Genomic DNA, 15,741 nt, shown 5'->3' with positions numbered 1-15,741 from the left:
GTCTGGCCCGGCATGATGGTCATGTACAGACCAATTCCATGGACAGGTGCGGGCCTTGAGGAGAACGGCGCGCGACGCCGTACCGGAGGAGCATGAAGAAGGGCGCCCAAGGCGTGGGAGAAAAGGGTTGAGCACGGTAGAACAGGGGAGTCGGCACGGGGGACGGCGTGCCGCATCAATACGCGGAGGCGGTGCGTGGCATGAACGAAGCCGGATCGTCCGCGGCTGAGAGCGGTGGCCCTACCGGGCCCAGCGGTCTGCTGGACGTGCTCAACGTGGCCTCTGTGGTGCTCGACACCCAGGGGCGCATCGCCCTGTGGAGCCCGCAGGCCGAGGAGCTTTTCGGGTACTCGGCCAATGAGGCGCTGGGCCGGTACGCGGCCCATGTGATGGTCCACGAACGGCACGTCGACCTGGTCGTGCAGCTGTTCGCCGACGTCATGGCCACGGGTGAGAGCTGGGCGGGGGCGTTCCCGATCCTGCGCAAGGACGGCACCACCCGGTTGGTGGAGTTCCGCAACATGCGGCTCATGGACGACCGGGGCGACGTCTACGCCCTGGGTCTCGCCACCGACCGGACGACGGTACGCCGGCTGGAACGGGACCTGGCGCTGTCGACGCGGATGGTCGCGCAGTCCCCCAACGGCCTCGCCGTCCTGGACACCGACCTGCGGTTCGTCTCGGTCAACCCGGCACTGGAGCGGATGAACGGCGTTCCGGCCGCGGATCACCTCGGCCGGACCGTACACGAGGTGCTGCCCCGGCTGGACGCGGAAGCCCTGGAGGCAGCGGCACGCCAGGTGCTGCGGACCGGGGAGCCGCTCGTCGACCGGTCCACGGTCGGCCGCACCCCCGCCGACCCGGACGAGGACCACGCCTGGTCCCTCTCCCTGTACCGCCTGGAGGACGCCCGCGGCACCGTGCTGGGCGTGGCCGTCTCGGTCATCGACGTCACCGACCGGCACCGGGCGGCCGTCGAGGCCGAGGCGGCACGCCGCCGGCTGGCGCTGATCGCGGACGCCTCCGCCCGGATCGGCACCACCCTGGACCTGGAGCGCACGGCCTTCGAACTGGCCGACGTGGCCGTGCCGGAACTGGCGGACGTGGCCGCGGTGGACCTGCTCGACGCGGTGATGTCGGGCCGCCGCACCAACCTCGGACCCGCCGAATCCGCCGTGATCCGCGCCCTGGCGGTGCGCGCCGCCGACGAGCCGGACGCGCTGCGGGCGGCCGACCAGCCCGGCCAGGTGGCCCGCTACGCGCCCGACCGGCTCGTCACCGAGTGCGTACGCTCGGGCCGGCCCGTCATGGTGGCCCAGGTCAAGGACGAGGACCTCGGGCGCATCGCGCACTCCCCGGAAGCGGCCGCCCTGCTGGCGCGGGCCGGGGTGCACTCCTATCTGGCCGTGCCGCTCATCGCCCGGGGCGAGGTGCTGGGCGCCCTCGACCTCAAACGGACCCGCAATCCACTGCCGTTCGGCCACGACGACCTGCTGCTCGCGCGCGAGCTGGCGGCCCGGGCGGCCGTCCAGATCGACAACGCCCGCTGGTACCAGAGCGCCCGCACCACCGCGCTCACCCTCCAGCGCAGCCTGCTGCCGAGCCATCCGCCCGTCACCGGCGGCCTCGAGGTCGCCTCCCGCTACCAGCCCGCGGGCGCCACCACCGAGGTCGGCGGCGACTGGTTCGACGTCATCCCGCTCCCGGACGGCAAGACGGCGCTCGTCGTGGGTGACGTGATGGGCAGCGGGATCGACGCCGCCGCCACGATGGGCCGGCTGCGCACCGCGACGACCACACTGGCCTCCCTCGACCTCGATCCGGCGGTCCTCCTGGAACACCTGGACCGGATCACCCAGGGACTGGACCACTCCATCGCCACCTGCGTGTACGCCGTCCACGACCCCCGGCTGGGGAGATGCCGGATCGCCAACGCCGGGCATCTGCCGCCGGTGCGCGTCCGCCCGGGCCGTCCGCCGGAGCTGCTCGACCTGCCCACCGGCGCGCCGCTGGGCGTGGGCGGGGTGCCGTTCTCGACGACCGACGTCGACTTCGCCCCCGGCGAGCAGCTCGTGCTGTACACCGACGGCCTGGTCGAGACCCGCACTCACTCGCTCGACGAACGTCTGGAGGCGCTGCTGGCGCTGCTGGACGATCCCGCACGGCCGCTGGAGGAGGTGTGCGACCTGCTGCTGAGCGCCTTGCACCACCCCGACAACCACGACGACGTGGCGCTGCTCGTGGCGCGTGCGCGGGCCGGGGAGTGAGCGGCGGCGCCCGTCCGGTTCACAGGCTTTTGTTATCGCTTCCTTACCGGGCACCCCGGACAATCACAGTGAGGCGTGGCACTGGTGCCGCCGTCGTGGCCGAGGAGAGTGAGCCGTGATGCAGGAGCCGGACAGGCCCGAAGGGCCGGAAGAGGTCGAACTGCTCTCGGGACCGGTCGACGGGGAACGGGTCCGTGCGGACCCGCGCACGCTGTGGCGACGCCGGTCGGCCCGCGGACGGGCGGTGATCGCGGCGACCACCGTCGCCGTCCTGGCGCTCGGCGGCACCGTCGCGTACGCGGCGGCCTCGGGTGACTCCGGTGGCGGCTCGCCGTCGGCGTCGCCGTCCGCCTCCTCCTCCGAGGGGCCCGGTGGACGGCACGGCCGCGGCGGCCCGTGGTCCGGCCCCGGCGGGGACGCGGCGCACGGCGAGGCGACCGTCGAGGACCCCGCCACCGGCGGCTGGGTCGTCCGCGTCTGGCAGCGGGGCACCGTGACGAAGGCGGCCGACGACCGGGTCACCGTCAAGAGCGAGGACGGCGCCTCGTGGACGTGGACGGTGGGCTCGGACGCGACCGTGTCCGCCGAAGGCGCGTCCGGCTCCTCCGGGGCCGACGCGCTGAAGAAGGGCGACACCGTCTTCGTCGTCGGCTCCCGTTCCGGTGACGACTACACCGCCGACCGCGTCCTGTCCGGCACCTTCGAGCAACACGGCCCGGGCGACCGTCGCGGCGGCGCTCCGGGGCACGGCCCGTGGAACCGCGGGGACGACCGCTCCCCCGGTCCCACGGGCAGCGGAGCGGCTACCTGACCCTGGTGCCGACGACCACGTGGGCGTACAGCTCCTCGTCTTCCACCAGGCGCACCGTCAGGCCGCTGCGGGTGAACGCCTCGGCGGCGGCGGGGGCCTGGCGCTCGCTGGTCTCGACGAGGAGACAGCCGCCGGGGGCGAGCCAGTGCGGCGCCTCGGCGGCGACCCTGCGCAGCACGTCCAGCCCGTCACCGCCGCCGTCGAGGGCGGTGAGCGGCTCGTGGTCCCGGGCCTCCGCCGGCAGCAGGGGCACCTCGCCGCTCGGTACGTAGGGCACGTTCGCCGCCAAGATGTCCACGCGGCCGCGCAGTTGTCCGGGAAGCGCCGCGAACAGGTCGCCGACGTAGGCGTGTCCGCCGTGGTCGGCGATGTTGCGCCGGGCGCAGCTCACCGCCGCCGCGTCGATGTCCGCGGCGTGCAGCTCCACCTGCCCGAGGGACGCGGCGAGGGCGGCGCCGACCGCGCCCGAGCCACAGCACAGGTCGACGACGACGCAGGCGTGCGGCACCGCGGCGAGGGCCTGGTCGACGAGGAACTCGGTGCGGCGACGGGGCACGAAGACGCCCGGCTCGACGGTGATCCGCAGACCGTGGAACTCGGCCCAGCCGACGACGTGTTCGAGGGGCAGGCCCGCCGCCCGGCGGGCCGCCATCGCGTCGGCCTCGTCCGGCGTGCGGGCCGCGGCGAGGATCAACTCCGCCTCGTCCTCCGCGAAGACGCATCCGGCACCACGCAGCACGGCGACCAGGACGTCACGGGACGAAGAGGGGGAGAGCGAGGAGGAAGAAGGGGAAGAAGAGGCGGGAGAGGCAGCAGAACGAGGGGGCATGAAGCCGAGAAGCCTTTCGGAAGCCGAAGGGCGCTCCCACGGTCGCCTACCGGCGGCGATCCACGCTGTCACGGGAGGAGAGCACCCGACCTGACACTGCGGTAATGGGTCTCACCTCCTCGGCCTCGCGCGACTGGGAACCTCCGCAGCCGGACGGCCACCCTACCCCAAAGATCGGCTGCCGTTCCTGGCGCGGAGCCCCTCACCCCGCCAAGTTGTACTATGCAACCAGGCTAGTGAGGGAGGACCGGTGGAAGCAGCCGAGGCCGTGGAGACGATCCAGCGGGAGATGACGAGCTTCGCCCGGCGGGCCCGTGCCTCGGCGGGCCGGCTGCACCCCGAGCTGTCGCTGGTGTCCTACACACTCCTGGGCCACCTGGAGGAGAGCGGCGGCTGCCGGGCCACCGACCTCGCCGCGCACTACGCCCTGGACAAGTCCACGGTCAGCCGCCAGGTCGGCGCCCTGGAGCGCGCCGGCCTGATCGAGCGGCGCCAGGACCCCGAGGACCACCGCGTCCAGGTCCTCGATCTCACCGACGCGGGCCGCCACATCCTCGCCCAGGTCACCGAGAGCCGCCGCACGGCCTTCCGGGAACGGCTGGCGCAGTGGCCGGAGGCGGACCTGGAGCGGTTCGCGGAGTACCTGGTGCGCTACAACGCCTGGCGCGGGCCCGCCGCCGGGAGCGGCCCGCACCCCACGACGGCCCCGTGACCCCCCGGCCGGTCCGCTACGCCACCGGGACCGGCTCCCGTCCCTCCCCCAGCCGCTCCGGCACCCGTGCCGCCAGGAACGCCGTTCGGCGGCGCAGCCGGAAGCCCAGCGACTCGTAGAGGCGGATGGCGTCCGTGTTGCGGGCGCTGGTGTGCAGGAAGGGCGTCTCGCCGCGTTCGCGGATGCCGTGGGCGACGGCCAGGATCAGCCGGGTCGCCAGGCCCTCGCCCCGGAAGGCGGGGTCGGTGCAGACCGCGCTGATCTCGGTCCAGCCCGGCGGGTGCAGACGCTCGCCGGCCAGTGCGATCAGCGTGCCCTCCCGTCGTATGCCCAGGTAGGTGCCGAGCTCGATGGTCCGGGCCTCGAACGGCCCCGGCTGGGTGCGGGCGATCAGGTCGAGGATCTCGGGTACGTCGGCGGGGCCGAGCCGGACCGCCTCGGGTTCGGGTGCGGCGGCCAGCCCGTCGTCGACGAACTGCACGCCCTCGATCTGGAGGGTGAGCTCCCACCCGGGCGGGAGCTCACCGCGGAAGCCCGGCAGCGGGACCTCCGCGCCGGGACCGGCGAGCGCCGCCAGATCCGCCCAGTCGTCCGCGTCCGGCTCGTCCGGCAGCGCCAGCCAGGGCGACACGTCGACGGGGTAGCGCAGCACCCGGCCCCGACGCTCGGCGAAGTGGGCGTGCGGACCGGTCAGGGAGGCGAGGGCGGGGTTGTCGAGGACGTGCGGGGGCTCCATGGCGCTCATGCGTCCGCTCCGATCTCCAGGACGACCTTGCCCCGGGCGTGGCCGCTCTCGACCTCGCGCAGCGCCTCGCCCGCCCGCTCCAGCGGGAACGTGCGGGTGACATGCGGGTTCAGGTCGCCGCGGACGACCAGGTCCGCCACCGCCCGCAGAACGGTTGTGTCGCGGGCGCGCGCCACCCGGGCTCCGCCGAGCCGCTCGACCTCCTCGGCCGGGGCTCCGGCGGTGATCAGCCGGGAGCGGTCCCGCACCAGGCCGGCCGCCTCGTGCAGCACTTCGCCGCCGACCAGGTCGTAGACGCCGTCGACGCCGTCCGGGGCGGCCAGGCGCACGCCTTCCGCCCAGTCCGGGCCGGACGGCACGTGCACGGCGCCCAGCGACTCGAGGAAGTCCTTCTTGCCCTCGCTCGCGACGCCCACGACCCGCAGTCCACGGGCGCGGGCGATCTGCGCGATGGCGACACCGACTCCGCCGCCCGCTCCGGTGACCAGCAGCGTCGCCCCGGCCGGCAGGTCGAGCTGGTGCACACCGTCGTAGGCGGTCGCGGCGGCCACGGGGAGGGTCGCGGCGTCGGTGAACGACAGCCCGGCGGGCTTGTGCGCGGTGATGCCGGCGGCCAGCAGCGCGTACTCGGCGTAGCCGCCCGCGACCGCGGTCCCGAACACCTCCTCGCCGGGCGCGAACCCGGTGACTCCCTCGCCGGTCTCCTCGACGACGCCGGCCACCTCGTTGCCCAGGACCGAGGGGAACGCGCGCTCACCGCTCTCGCCGGGGCGCCGGTAGCCCGTGCGCTGCTTCCAGTCGACGGGGTTCACCCCCGCGGCGCGCACCGCGACGAGCACCTCGCCGGGCCCTGGCCGGGGGCGGTCCAGGTCGACGAGGGCCTCGGTCTCCGGGCCGCCGTACCGGGTGAAGACGTACGCCTTCGGCATTGCTCCCACTCTCCTTCGCTGGCACCGGACCGCTGGACCGCTGGGCCCGGAACGACACGTGCAAGAGCCGGGGCGCGGCGGCTATTCCCCGCTCGCGGGACTGTTCATACGGGCTTAATGATCGGCGGACGGACCGGGTGCGGAGCACGGCTGACATGCACGTACGGTTGATGGCGTGAACAACCGCCGTCCTCCCGCTGGAACCGCATGAACGTCACCCGAGGCTTCACCGGCCGCCCCCGCGTCCACCATCCGGGGCTGCCCCCCGGCCAGTACGACGCGGGCGACGACTGGCCCGTGCTGTCCGCCGAGGTCACGCCCGATCTCGCGCCCGCGGACTGGACCTTCCGCGTCGACGGACTGGTGGCGGCGCCCCGCACCTGGGACTGGGACGGGGCGCACGCGCTGCCCGGGTCCGCGTACGAGGGTGACATCCACTGTGTGACCAGCTGGTCCAAGTTCGGGGTGCGGTTCGGGGGCGTGTCCCTGGACGCGTTCCTCGCGGCCGTCCGGCCCGACGCGTCCGCGACCCACGCCGTCGCGTACTCGCACACCGGCTACACCACCAGCCTGCCCCTGTCCGACCTGACCGGCGGACAGGCGTGGATCGCCTGGGAGTACGACGGGAAGCCCCTCACGGCCGAGCACGGCGGTCCGGCGCGGCTGCTGGTGCCGCACCTGTACTTCTGGAAGAGCGCCAAGTGGATCGCCGGGCTGCGGCTCCTCGACCACGACGAGCCGGGCTTCTGGGAGCAGAACGGCTACCACGGGCGGGGCAACCCGTGGGAGGAGCAGAGGTACTCCGGTGACTGACACTCCGGTGACCGAGACCTTCACTCCCCCGACCCGGTTCGCGGTGCCCGGCCGGATCGCCGTGAGCAACCGGGCCGCCGCCCTGTGGCAGACGGCGACGCTCACCGAGATCCGTCGCGAGACCCCGCGGGCGGCCACCTTCCGGTTCGCGGTGCCGGCCTGGGCGGGGCATCTGCCCGGCCAGCACCTGATGCTCCGGCTGACCGCCGACGACGGCTACACCGCCCAGCGGCACTACTCGATCGCCTCCGCGCCCGACGACGAGGGGCACGTCGAGCTGACCCTGGACCACGTGGACGGCGGCGAGGTCTCGGGCTGGTTCCACACCGGGGCCGAGCCGAGTGACGAGGTCCAGGTGCGGGGTCCGCTCAGCGGCTTCTTCGCCTGGCCGGGCGACCGGCCCGCGCTGCTGATCGGCGCCGGCTCCGGAGTCGTCCCGCTGATGTCGATGGTCCGCCACCACCGGGCGCGCGGCCTCGACGTGCCGCTGCGGCTGCTGGTGTCCGCGCGCGGCCCCGAAGAGCTGATCTACGCGCGGGAGTACGGCGCCGAGACGACGCCCGTGTTCACGCGGAGCGCGCCGGAGGGCGTGCCCGTGGGGCGGCTCGCGGCGCGTCACCTCGCTGCGCTGCTCGCCGAGGAGCCCGCGGGCGGCTGGGAAGCGTACGTGTGCGGCTCCAACGCGTTCGCCGAGCATGCCTCGCGGCTGCTGGTCCGGGCGGGACAGCCGGTCGACCGCATCCGGATCGAGCGCTTCGGCTGACCCGCCCCGCCGCCCCACCGGGCCGCTCCCTTCCCGCCCGTGCCCGGCGTCCCAGGCTGCCAAGGGGCCGACATGAACGATGCGTGAAACGATGTACTCCGAACGGGGTATGACGCTCATGTGGGCACTCGTACGCGTGACGGCGAGGAGGTCGACATGCGAGGCCGGGTGCGGGGCTGGCGCCGGCGGGACAATCCGCTGCGGCGCCGGTCGGATGTGGTGGAGGCGTGGACGGCGCTGTTCGTCGCCGTGCTCCTGCTGGTCGCCGTGCCGCTGGCCGGGGCGATCGCCGGCCGGTGGGGCCATGCCGACGCCCAGGCGGTCGCGGACCGGCTGCGGGCCGAACGCCATCGCGAGCGGGTCGAGGTCGTCGGCCATGTGCCCGAGACCATGCCCTCGGTGGAGGGCGTCAGGACGCAGATGTTCCGGGTGACCGTGCGGTGGACCCCGCCGGGTGAACACGCCCGGACGGCCACCGCCCGGGTCCCGGCGGGCACGCGCGCGGGTGAGGTGGTGAACGTGTGGTTCGACACGCGGGGCCGCAGCGTCGCACCGCCGCCGAACGACACGCTGGTGTGGCAGCACGCCTTCACCATGGGTACGTGCGCGGCCGGCGGCACCGCCGCCGTGGTGCTGCTCGGGCACGCCGTGATCCGCCGGGTGGCGATGCGGCACCGGCTCGGCGAGTGGGAGCGGGAGTGGGCCCGCACGGAACCCCAGTGGACCCGCCGCAGGCCCGCCTGAAGCTCCCGGCCAGGGTCTGGCGAGGCCTCCCGGTGCACACGTACGGTGTGATCATTCGTATGGGCACTTAACAAAAGGTGGTCCTTCATGCCCCTGTTCGACCTGGCCGACGAGGAGCTCCGCGCCTACCGCAGCGAGTCCACCGAGCCCGAGGACTTCGACGCGTTCTGGTCCAAGACCCTCCAGGAAGCCCGCGAGCACGACCTGGACGCCCGCTTCGAGCCGGTCGACACTGGCCTGACCACGGTGCAGGTGTACGACGTGACCTTCGCCGGGTTCGGCGGGCACCCCGTCAAGGGCTGGCTGACGCTGCCCGCCGGGACCAGGGAACCGCTGCCCCTGGTCGTGGAGTTCGTCGGCTACGGCGGGGGCCGCGGGCTGCCGCACGAGCACCTGCTGTGGGCGTCGACGGGCCGCGCGCACTTCATCATGGACACCCGCGGCCAGGGCAGCGCCTGGGGCGGTGGCGGCGGCACCGCGGACCCGGTGGGCGGCGCGCCCGCGTACCCCGGTTTCATGACGCGGGGCATCGACGCCCCGGAGAACTACTACTACCGCCGGGTGTTCACGGACGCCGTGCGTGCCGTCGAGGCGGCCCGCTCCCACCCGCTGACCGACGCGGCACGGACCGTGGCGGTCGGCGCGAGCCAGGGCGGCGGCATCACGATCGCCGTGGGCGCCCTGGTGCCGGATCTGGCAGGCGTCGCCCCGGACGTGCCGTTCCTGTGCGACTTCCCGCGGGCGGCGATACTGACGGACCGTCACCCGTACCGCGAGATCGGCCTGTTCCTCAAGACGCACCGCGGCCGCTCCCGGGACGTCCTGGGCACCCTGGCGTACTTCGACGGGGTGCACTTCGCGTCCCGGGGCTCGGCCCCCGCGCTGTTCTCGGCGGCCCTGGAGGACCAGACCTGCCCGCCGTCGACCGTGTACGCCGCCTTCAACGCGTGGGCGCACGAGGACAAGAAGATCGAGGTGTACGACTTCAACGACCATGAGGGCGGCGGCCCTTACCAGGAGGCGGCCAAGCTGCGCTGGCTGCGGTCCTACGTCTGAAGGCCGGCGCGTGGACACGCGTGCCGCCGCCGAGCGGTTCACCGGGGTGTGGGAGCGGGCCTGGGCCTCGCACGACGTGGCGGCGCTGCTGGAGCTGTACGCCGAGAGCTGCGTCCACCGGTCGATGCCGTTCCGCGAACCGCACCGGGGGCGGGCCGAGCTGGAGGCCTACCTGCGCTGGTCGTTCGCGGCGGAGCGGGTGACCGACGTCCGGTTCTCGCCCCCGGTCGTGGGCGCGGACGGGGTCGCGGTGGCCGAGTTCCGGGTGCTGTCCGAGGAGGACGGGGCGGCCGGCACGCTGGCCGGCTGTGTCTTCGTCCGGTTCGACGACGCCGGGCTGGCGGTCGAGTCACGGGACTACTGGCACACGGCCGAGGGCCATCGGGAGCCGACGGGGCGGACATTTCTCCTGTGACCCAGGACCTCCTGTTCGGCGGACTTCCCTCCAGTCCGACCAGTCGGTACGTTCGGGATGCCCGGGCCGCGGCGTAGCGGTCCGGGATTCCGCCGGACCACGGAGGCCCCATGTCCGAGCACGTGCCACAGATCCACGGCCACTGCGACCCGCGGTTCGCGGCGGTGCGCGCGGCCTTCGAGGAGAACTTCCGGGGCCGGGGCGAGCTGGGCGCCGCGGTGAGCGTCACGGTCGACGGCGCGCCGGTGGCCGATCTGTGGGGCGGCTGGGCCGACGCGGCACGCACGCGCGCGTGGGAGCGGGACACGCTGGTCAACGTGTGGTCCACGTCGAAGGGTCCGACGGCGCTCTGCGCGCACATCCTCGCCGACCGGGGGCTGCTCGACCTCGACGCTCCGGTGGCCGGGTACTGGCCGGAGTTCGGCGCGGCGGGCAAGGAGCGCGTCCTGGTCCGGCATCTGCTGTCCCACCGCGCGGGCCTGGCCGGGCTGCGCGAGCCGCACTCGCTCGAGCAGCTCTACGACTGGGAGCTCACCACCGCGCGCCTCGCGGCCACGGAGCCCTGGTGGGAGCCGGGTACCCGGTCCGGCTACCACGCCCTCACCTACGGCTTCCTGGTCGGGGAGGTGGTGCGGCGGGTGTCGGGGCTGCTGCCGGGGGCCTTTCTGGAGCGGGAGGTGACCGGGCCGCTGGGCGTCGACTTCACGATCGGGCTGCCGGAGAAGGAGGCCGGGCGGGCGGCCGAACTGGTGCATCCGCCGGCCACCTCCTCCAGCGAACAGGCGGCGATCTTCAGCCAGTTGGCGCCGGCGGCCGTCGCCGCCCTGACCAATCCGATGGCGGGCGCGAGCGAGGCCAACTCGCCGCGATGGCGGGCCGCACAGATCCCGGCGGCGAACGGCCACGGCACCGCGCGGGCGGTGGCCGCGCTCTACGGGATCTTCGCCTGCCGGGGTGCCTACGGCGGGCGTCGCGTCCTCTCCCCCGAGGCGGCCGAGCGGATGCGGGAGGGGCAGGGGGCCTGCCGGGACCTGGTGCTGGGGGCCGGGTTCGCGCACGAGACGGAGATCGGGCTCGGGCTGTGGCTCAGCGGCCCGAACGGATCGTACGGACCGAACCCGCGCGCTTTCGGACACGACGGCTTCGGCGGCTCTTGCGGGCTCGCCGACCCGGAGGCCGGGGTGTCGCTGGGGTACGTGATGAACCGGATGGGGCCGCACATCGCCGACGACCCGCGGAAGGCGGCGTTGGTGGACGCCCTGTACAGCGCGCTCTGAGTGCGGGCCCGGCGTGGGCGCGGCACGGGAGGGGCGCTGGTCGGGGGCGGTCCGGTTTCGGCCGATCGGGCGGCCGGCCCTTCCCTGCTGGTTTAGACCAATGCTAGATCTGGTGGCGCACCGAGTCCGCACGACCACGGCACGTCACTCACAGGAGGCGCGCGGCATGGCCCGCAGCACCACCCCCACCACCCCGCACGTCCACCCGCACCCCGACGACGGGCCGCTGTACCGGCGGATCGCCACGGAGCTGCTCGGCGAGCTGCGCGACGGCACCATCGCGCCCGGCGAACGACTGCCGGCCGAGCGGCGGTTGGCCGGGCACTTCGGCGTCAGCAGGCAGACCGTACGGCAGGCCCTGGAGGTCCTGCGCAGTGACGGGCTGGTCGAGACCGACCGGCGGGGCAGCCACGCCGCCCTGCCGGGCGGGCCGCTCGGCACCCCGTCGTTCCTGGCCTTCCCCGTGGGCGCCCGGCCCGCGGACGATCCCTCGGCGGTGGCCCATGCCGCCGTGAGCTGGGAGGCGCCCCCGCCCGAGCACGCCGAGGCGCTCGGAATCGCCCCGCACCGGCCGACGCTGGTGCACCGCTACGAGTCCGCCCGCGCCGACGGACGCGGTCTGCGTACGGCCGTCACGTCCTTCTCCGCGGTGGCCCTGGCCGAGGTCGAGGAACTGGCCCGCTACCGCGACCGCGCCGACTCGAACGCCTCACCCGAGCTCCGGCGGGCCTACGACTGGATGCGCCGGGCGGGCCTGACCCTGCACCACCGGGACTGCATCACCCACCTCGCCGACGACCCGTCGATGCGGGTCACCCGGCGTGTGCACGACCAGTACGCGCGCCCCCTGGAGATCACCGACCTGGTGGTGGACACCCGGCGGGAGGCCTTGGTCTACGCGTTCACGCTGCCCGCGGCCGGGTGATCCCGTCCGGACCGGCCGGGCGGTCCGTCCGGCGCGCCTCGACCATGCGGACCCGTGGACTTCCGTCGCTCCTCGTCCCGAACTCGGGCAGGGCGCGGAGGTCCACGCGGAACCCGGCGCGCTCCAGCTCGCGCCGCACCTCGCCGAGCCGGAAGGCGCGGTAGTACATCACGAACGGCGGCCGCCACAGGGCGTTGCGCACCCGCATCACGGCGTCGAAGCCGAGGAGCATCCAGAAGGCCGGGGAGGACGGCCCGGGCGGGGCCAGGACAGGGAACGCGAAGCATCCGCCCGGCCGCAGCGCGGTCCGCACCTGGGCGAACAGGCCCGGCAGCTCGCGGGGCAGGAAGTGCCCGAACGCGCCGAAGCTGACGACGAGGTCGAAGGCGGCGGTGAAGGGCAGGGCGCGGGCGTCCGCGCGCACCCAGGACACCCGGGGGCCCGCCGGACGGGTCCGCCGGCGCGCCTGCGCCAGCATGCCGGCGCTGAAGTCGACGCCCGTCACACTCCCCCGGCACGCCGTCGCCAGGACCTCGACGCCCGCCCCCGTGCCGCAGCACAGGTCGAGGCCGTCCTCGTACGGGCCGGACTCCTTCAGGGCCGAGGCGACCGCGTCCAGGACGGCGTCCGGGGTACGGAAGGGGGTGTGGTCGAACTTCGGCGCGAGGAGGTCGTAACCGTGCTCGACGGACGACAGCGCCTGGACGGCGAGTTCGCGCAGGGTGGGGCCTTCGGGACTGAACATCCGCGTCAGCCTACGGCCGTCCGCCGCTTCAGGAGCAGCAGGGCGCGTTCGCACCAGCCCAGGTTCGTCTCCTCGAAGGCGATGCCGGCCATCAACGTCAGATAGGGGCCGATCCGTTCGGCCTCGCTCAGGTACGCGTCCTCGGTGCGCCCGTCGAGGAGGCGGTCGCGCACCCGCAGGTAGCGGTCGAGCTTGGCGCGGGACCAGGTCCTGCGCTCCTCGACCAGCCCGCGGGTCACCTCCGGGTCCACACCGTCCATCGCCTGGATCCTGATGAGGAGTTCGTCGCGGATGGCGGTGGGCCGCCGGGGCGGGGTGGCGGCGAAGGCGTCCAGGTCCGCGCGGCCGGCCTCCGTGAGGGTGAACATCCGCTTGTTGGGCCGGCGTTCCTGCTGCACCACCCGTGCCTCGATCAGGCCGTCCTGCGCGAGGCGCTCCAGTTCGCGGTAGAGCTGCTGCGGGGTCGCGGGCCAGAAGTTGGCGAGGGAGACGTCGAAGACCTTCGACAGTTCGTAGCCCGAGGCCTCGCCTTCCAGAAGCGCGGCCAGGACGGCGTACTTGAGCGACATATGGACACGGTAGCAGGAGGTGACTATTCTCATCTGCACCTATTCAATAACTTTACTATCCACGCTATGAGGTGATCCGATGCGCGCGTTCCGTGAGGCGGTCGAGGCAGGCGATCTCGACGCCGTCGAAGCGCTGCTGGCCGAGGACGTGGTGTTCACCAGTCCGGTCGTGTTCAAGCCGTACCCGGGCAAGGCGATCACCGCGTCGATCCTGCGTGGGGTGACGCGGGTCTTCGAGGACTTCCGCTACGAGCGGGAGCTCGACGGGGCCGACGGGCGTGACCACGCGCTGGTGTTCAGGGCCCGGGTGGGCGAGCGGGAGCTGACCGGCTGCGACTTCATCCACCTGAACGAGGAGGGGCTCATCGACGAACTCACCGTCATGGTCCGCCCGTTGTCGGGCGCCCAGGCTCTCGCGGCGGCGATGGGGGCGCAGTTCGACCAGATCCTGAAGGAGGCGGAGGCCCGGTCGGCCTCCGCCTCCTGACATCAGGCCACGGTGAGCGTGAGGGCTCCCGCGTAGGTCGCCCCCGGCGTGAGGGCCGTCGGCGCCCCGTCGACGGCCAGGGCCACCGTCCTGCCGCGCGGCGCCCGCACGGCCTTTGTCGGCGGCCGGGGTCAGCGAGGTCCGCCGGCCCGGCTGCGCCGCCACTTCAACGACGAGCTGCGTCAACGGCGCGGAGATCACCGTCGACGGCGGGTGCGCGACGCACGGCGCGGTGATGGCGATCACGAACGCGCTGGACGCGCCGGAGGCCGGCCGCTGAGGCGCATGCCCGCGTGCCGGCCACCGTGCCGTGCGGCCGGGCTCCCGGCCCCGGCCGGACCTCAGTCCCTGAGGTCTTCCAGGGTCGTCCTGGTGTCCGTCTTCAGGTAGCCCGTGACCTCTTCGAGCGTCGGCGGATCCGTGTCGTCGTCGTACGAGGAGTAGTAGGCGCTGTAACTCATCGTGTACGTCACCCAGCCGTCCCGGACGGCGAGCGTCGCGTAGAGGGATCCGCTCGACGAGCCGGACGTGGTGTCGTCGCTGACGAGATAGGCCTCGTCGCCTATGCCCGTGACGGCTTCCACGTCGTAACCCGAGTGACTGTCGGCGTAGTTCTTCCAGCCCGCGGTGAACTCCGGTCCGGGGTCGGTCTTCTTGTGCAGGTCCACCTGCGAGTACAGGTAGGCGTCCGCGTAACTGGACGTGGTCTTCTTCAGGCTGATGCTGCACAGGCCCTCGTCGAGGGCGTCGTCCTTGAGGCTGTTGTGCGTCGGGGAGCTGTCGTCGTCCGGATACTCCTCCTTGAAGGACGAGTAGTCCGTGGAGTTGCACAGGTTCGACGGCGCCGAGTAGCCGCGCAGGTCCGGATCGGCTTCGGCGCCGATCAGGAAGACGCCGGCCGCCCAGCCGGCGGACGCCAGCACCGCGCCGACGGCGGCCCACAGGACGGCCTTCCCCGCGCCCCCGCCGCCGCTCGCCGGCGGCGGGCCGACCACGGGGTACGGACCCTGCTGGAGGTACGGGTTGACCGGCTGGGGCTGAGTGGGCTGCCCGACCAGGGTCGGCTGGGCATGGACGCTCGGCTGTCCGGCCTGGGCCGCGGGCGCCGCCGGCGGGAAACCCAATGGCCCGCCCGGGGCCGGCGACTGCGGATTCGGATAGGGGTACGCGCTCGGCTGGGCCGGCGCGTCGGACGGCTGCTCCGGCTGCTGCGGGGGCTGAGGCGGCGTGGACATGACGTAAAGATAATGCCGAAATAGCGGTCAAGTCCCTGGCCGTCACGGATCGTTACCCTCTGGGGATATCTGCGACAGAACCCGGAAGACGCCGGAACTCCAGCCCGGCCTCTCCTGTGTGCGCCGTCGGTCCAGGTGGCGGCCGCGATCACGGCGAGGGAGCCGGGGAAGAGCGCGGCGGCGCCGACGCCCGCCAGGGCCTGACCGATCCAGAGCATGCCGATGCTCTGCGCGGTGGCGTTGAGGAGTTCACCGAGCGCGAGATCCAGTCCGCCGAGCACCAGCAGGCGTTTCATGGGCGTGTTGACCCCATCGGGACCGACCGGCGTGCTACAGTGCCGGAAGCACTTGTGTACGCCCCGCTTGCGGGCGCCGGTGCCAGTTCCCTTCAGTTCGCCGCATCACCCGTCGTTTCCGAC

At 73.4% G+C, this 15,741-nt stretch carries 18 protein-coding genes; 12 read left to right on the top strand and 6 right to left on the bottom strand.

Translation table 11 applies throughout. The features are described from left to right. Positions 1-200: 200 nt before the first annotated feature. Together ACFWBD_RS09280 and ACFWBD_RS09275 are read left to right on the top strand one after the other, a co-directional pair. Positions 201-2,267, top strand: a complete 2,067-nt coding sequence (locus ACFWBD_RS09280) for a SpoIIE family protein phosphatase (RefSeq protein ID WP_385664883.1) — start codon at positions 201-203, stop codon at positions 2,265-2,267. Between the two features lie 118 nt (positions 2,268-2,385). Further along, the gene (locus ACFWBD_RS09275) at positions 2,386-3,078 is read left to right on the top strand and encodes a hypothetical protein (protein WP_385664880.1); all 693 of its coding nucleotides are present in this window, start codon (positions 2,386-2,388) and stop codon (positions 3,076-3,078) included. On the opposite strand, the gene ACFWBD_RS09270 is transcribed toward ACFWBD_RS09275, so the two are convergent. Then, positions 3,071-3,907 (bottom strand): putative protein N(5)-glutamine methyltransferase, encoded by an 837-nt coding sequence (locus ACFWBD_RS09270; RefSeq protein WP_385664878.1) that lies wholly within the window; start codon positions 3,905-3,907, stop codon positions 3,071-3,073. The genes ACFWBD_RS09275 and ACFWBD_RS09270 overlap by 8 nt on opposite strands. Before the next feature lie 250 nt (positions 3,908-4,157). Here ACFWBD_RS09270 and ACFWBD_RS09265 point away from each other — a divergent pair, with 250 nt between their 5' ends. Beyond that, positions 4,158-4,619 carry a MarR family winged helix-turn-helix transcriptional regulator gene (locus ACFWBD_RS09265; protein ID WP_385664875.1) on the top strand — a complete coding sequence of 154 codons (462 nt, stop codon included), beginning with the start codon at positions 4,158-4,160 and terminating at the stop codon, positions 4,617-4,619. A 16-nt stretch (positions 4,620-4,635) separates the two neighbouring features. Here the strand turns inward: ACFWBD_RS09265 and ACFWBD_RS09260 are convergent, their stop codons facing one another. After that, positions 4,636-5,364 (bottom strand): GNAT family N-acetyltransferase, encoded by a 729-nt coding sequence (locus tag ACFWBD_RS09260; protein ID WP_385664872.1) that lies wholly within the window; start codon positions 5,362-5,364, stop codon positions 4,636-4,638. Further along, positions 5,361-6,293, bottom strand: coding sequence for an NADP-dependent oxidoreductase (locus tag ACFWBD_RS09255; RefSeq protein WP_385664869.1), 933 nt, complete (start codon positions 6,291-6,293; stop codon positions 5,361-5,363). Before ACFWBD_RS09255 ends, ACFWBD_RS09260 begins: the two co-directional genes overlap by 4 nt. 207 nt (positions 6,294-6,500) lie before the next feature. On the opposite strand from ACFWBD_RS09255, the gene ACFWBD_RS09250 reads away from it, so the two are divergent. From ACFWBD_RS09250 to ACFWBD_RS09220, 7 genes are all read left to right on the top strand, one after another. After that, positions 6,501-7,106, top strand: coding sequence for a sulfite oxidase-like oxidoreductase (locus ACFWBD_RS09250; RefSeq protein ID WP_385664866.1), 606 nt, complete (start codon positions 6,501-6,503; stop codon positions 7,104-7,106). Positions 7,107-7,113: 7 nt separating this feature from the next. Beyond that, the gene (locus ACFWBD_RS09245; protein WP_385665286.1) at positions 7,114-7,869 is read left to right on the top strand and encodes a ferredoxin reductase; all 756 of its coding nucleotides are present in this window, start codon (positions 7,114-7,116) and stop codon (positions 7,867-7,869) included. A 156-nt stretch (positions 7,870-8,025) separates the two neighbouring features. Continuing rightward, complete coding sequence (locus ACFWBD_RS09240; protein WP_385665284.1) at positions 8,026-8,613, top strand: hypothetical protein; 588 nt, start codon at positions 8,026-8,028, stop codon at positions 8,611-8,613. 87 nt (positions 8,614-8,700) lie between these two features. After that, entirely contained in the window at positions 8,701-9,669 is a 969-nt protein-coding gene (locus ACFWBD_RS09235) for an acetylxylan esterase (RefSeq protein WP_385664863.1), read from the top strand. A 10-nt stretch (positions 9,670-9,679) separates the two neighbouring features. Then, the gene (locus ACFWBD_RS09230) at positions 9,680-10,084 is read left to right on the top strand and encodes a nuclear transport factor 2 family protein (protein ID WP_385664860.1); all 405 of its coding nucleotides are present in this window, start codon (positions 9,680-9,682) and stop codon (positions 10,082-10,084) included. 110 nt (positions 10,085-10,194) lie between these two features. Further along, on the top strand, positions 10,195-11,361 hold the full coding sequence (locus tag ACFWBD_RS09225) for a serine hydrolase domain-containing protein (protein ID WP_385664858.1): 1,167 nt from the start codon (positions 10,195-10,197) through the stop codon (positions 11,359-11,361). A gap of 166 nt (positions 11,362-11,527) precedes the next feature. Further along, a complete protein-coding gene (locus tag ACFWBD_RS09220) occupies positions 11,528-12,286 on the top strand; it encodes a GntR family transcriptional regulator (protein ID WP_385664855.1) in 759 nt (252 codons plus the stop codon). On the opposite strand, the gene ACFWBD_RS09215 is transcribed toward ACFWBD_RS09220, so the two are convergent. Continuing rightward, on the bottom strand, positions 12,264-13,031 hold the full coding sequence (locus tag ACFWBD_RS09215) for a class I SAM-dependent methyltransferase (protein ID WP_385664852.1): 768 nt from the start codon (positions 13,029-13,031) through the stop codon (positions 12,264-12,266). The two genes, ACFWBD_RS09220 and ACFWBD_RS09215, sit on opposite strands and share 23 nt — an antisense overlap. Before the next feature lie 5 nt (positions 13,032-13,036). Further along, a complete protein-coding gene (locus ACFWBD_RS09210; RefSeq protein WP_385664849.1) occupies positions 13,037-13,600 on the bottom strand; it encodes a PadR family transcriptional regulator in 564 nt (187 codons plus the stop codon). A gap of 79 nt (positions 13,601-13,679) precedes the next feature. Here ACFWBD_RS09210 and ACFWBD_RS09205 point away from each other — a divergent pair, with 79 nt between their 5' ends. Beyond that, on the top strand, positions 13,680-14,087 hold the full coding sequence (locus ACFWBD_RS09205) for a nuclear transport factor 2 family protein (protein ID WP_385664846.1): 408 nt from the start codon (positions 13,680-13,682) through the stop codon (positions 14,085-14,087). Positions 14,088-14,202: 115 nt separating this feature from the next. Next, complete coding sequence (locus tag ACFWBD_RS09200; RefSeq protein ID WP_385664843.1) at positions 14,203-14,367, top strand: hypothetical protein; 165 nt, start codon at positions 14,203-14,205, stop codon at positions 14,365-14,367. 61 nt (positions 14,368-14,428) lie between these two features. Here ACFWBD_RS09200 and ACFWBD_RS09195 read toward each other — a convergent pair whose 3' ends face one another. Further along, positions 14,429-15,322, bottom strand: a complete 894-nt coding sequence (locus ACFWBD_RS09195; protein WP_385664840.1) for a hypothetical protein — start codon at positions 15,320-15,322, stop codon at positions 14,429-14,431. Between the last annotated feature and the right edge of the window lie 419 nt (positions 15,323-15,741).

This window comes from Streptomyces sp. NPDC060002 (genome assembly GCF_042737245.1).
Taxonomy (GTDB): Bacteria; Actinomycetota; Actinomycetes; order Streptomycetales; family Streptomycetaceae; genus Streptomyces.
Note: the sequence above shows the minus strand (reverse complement) of the source record. Positions and strands in the feature narration are given on the sequence as shown.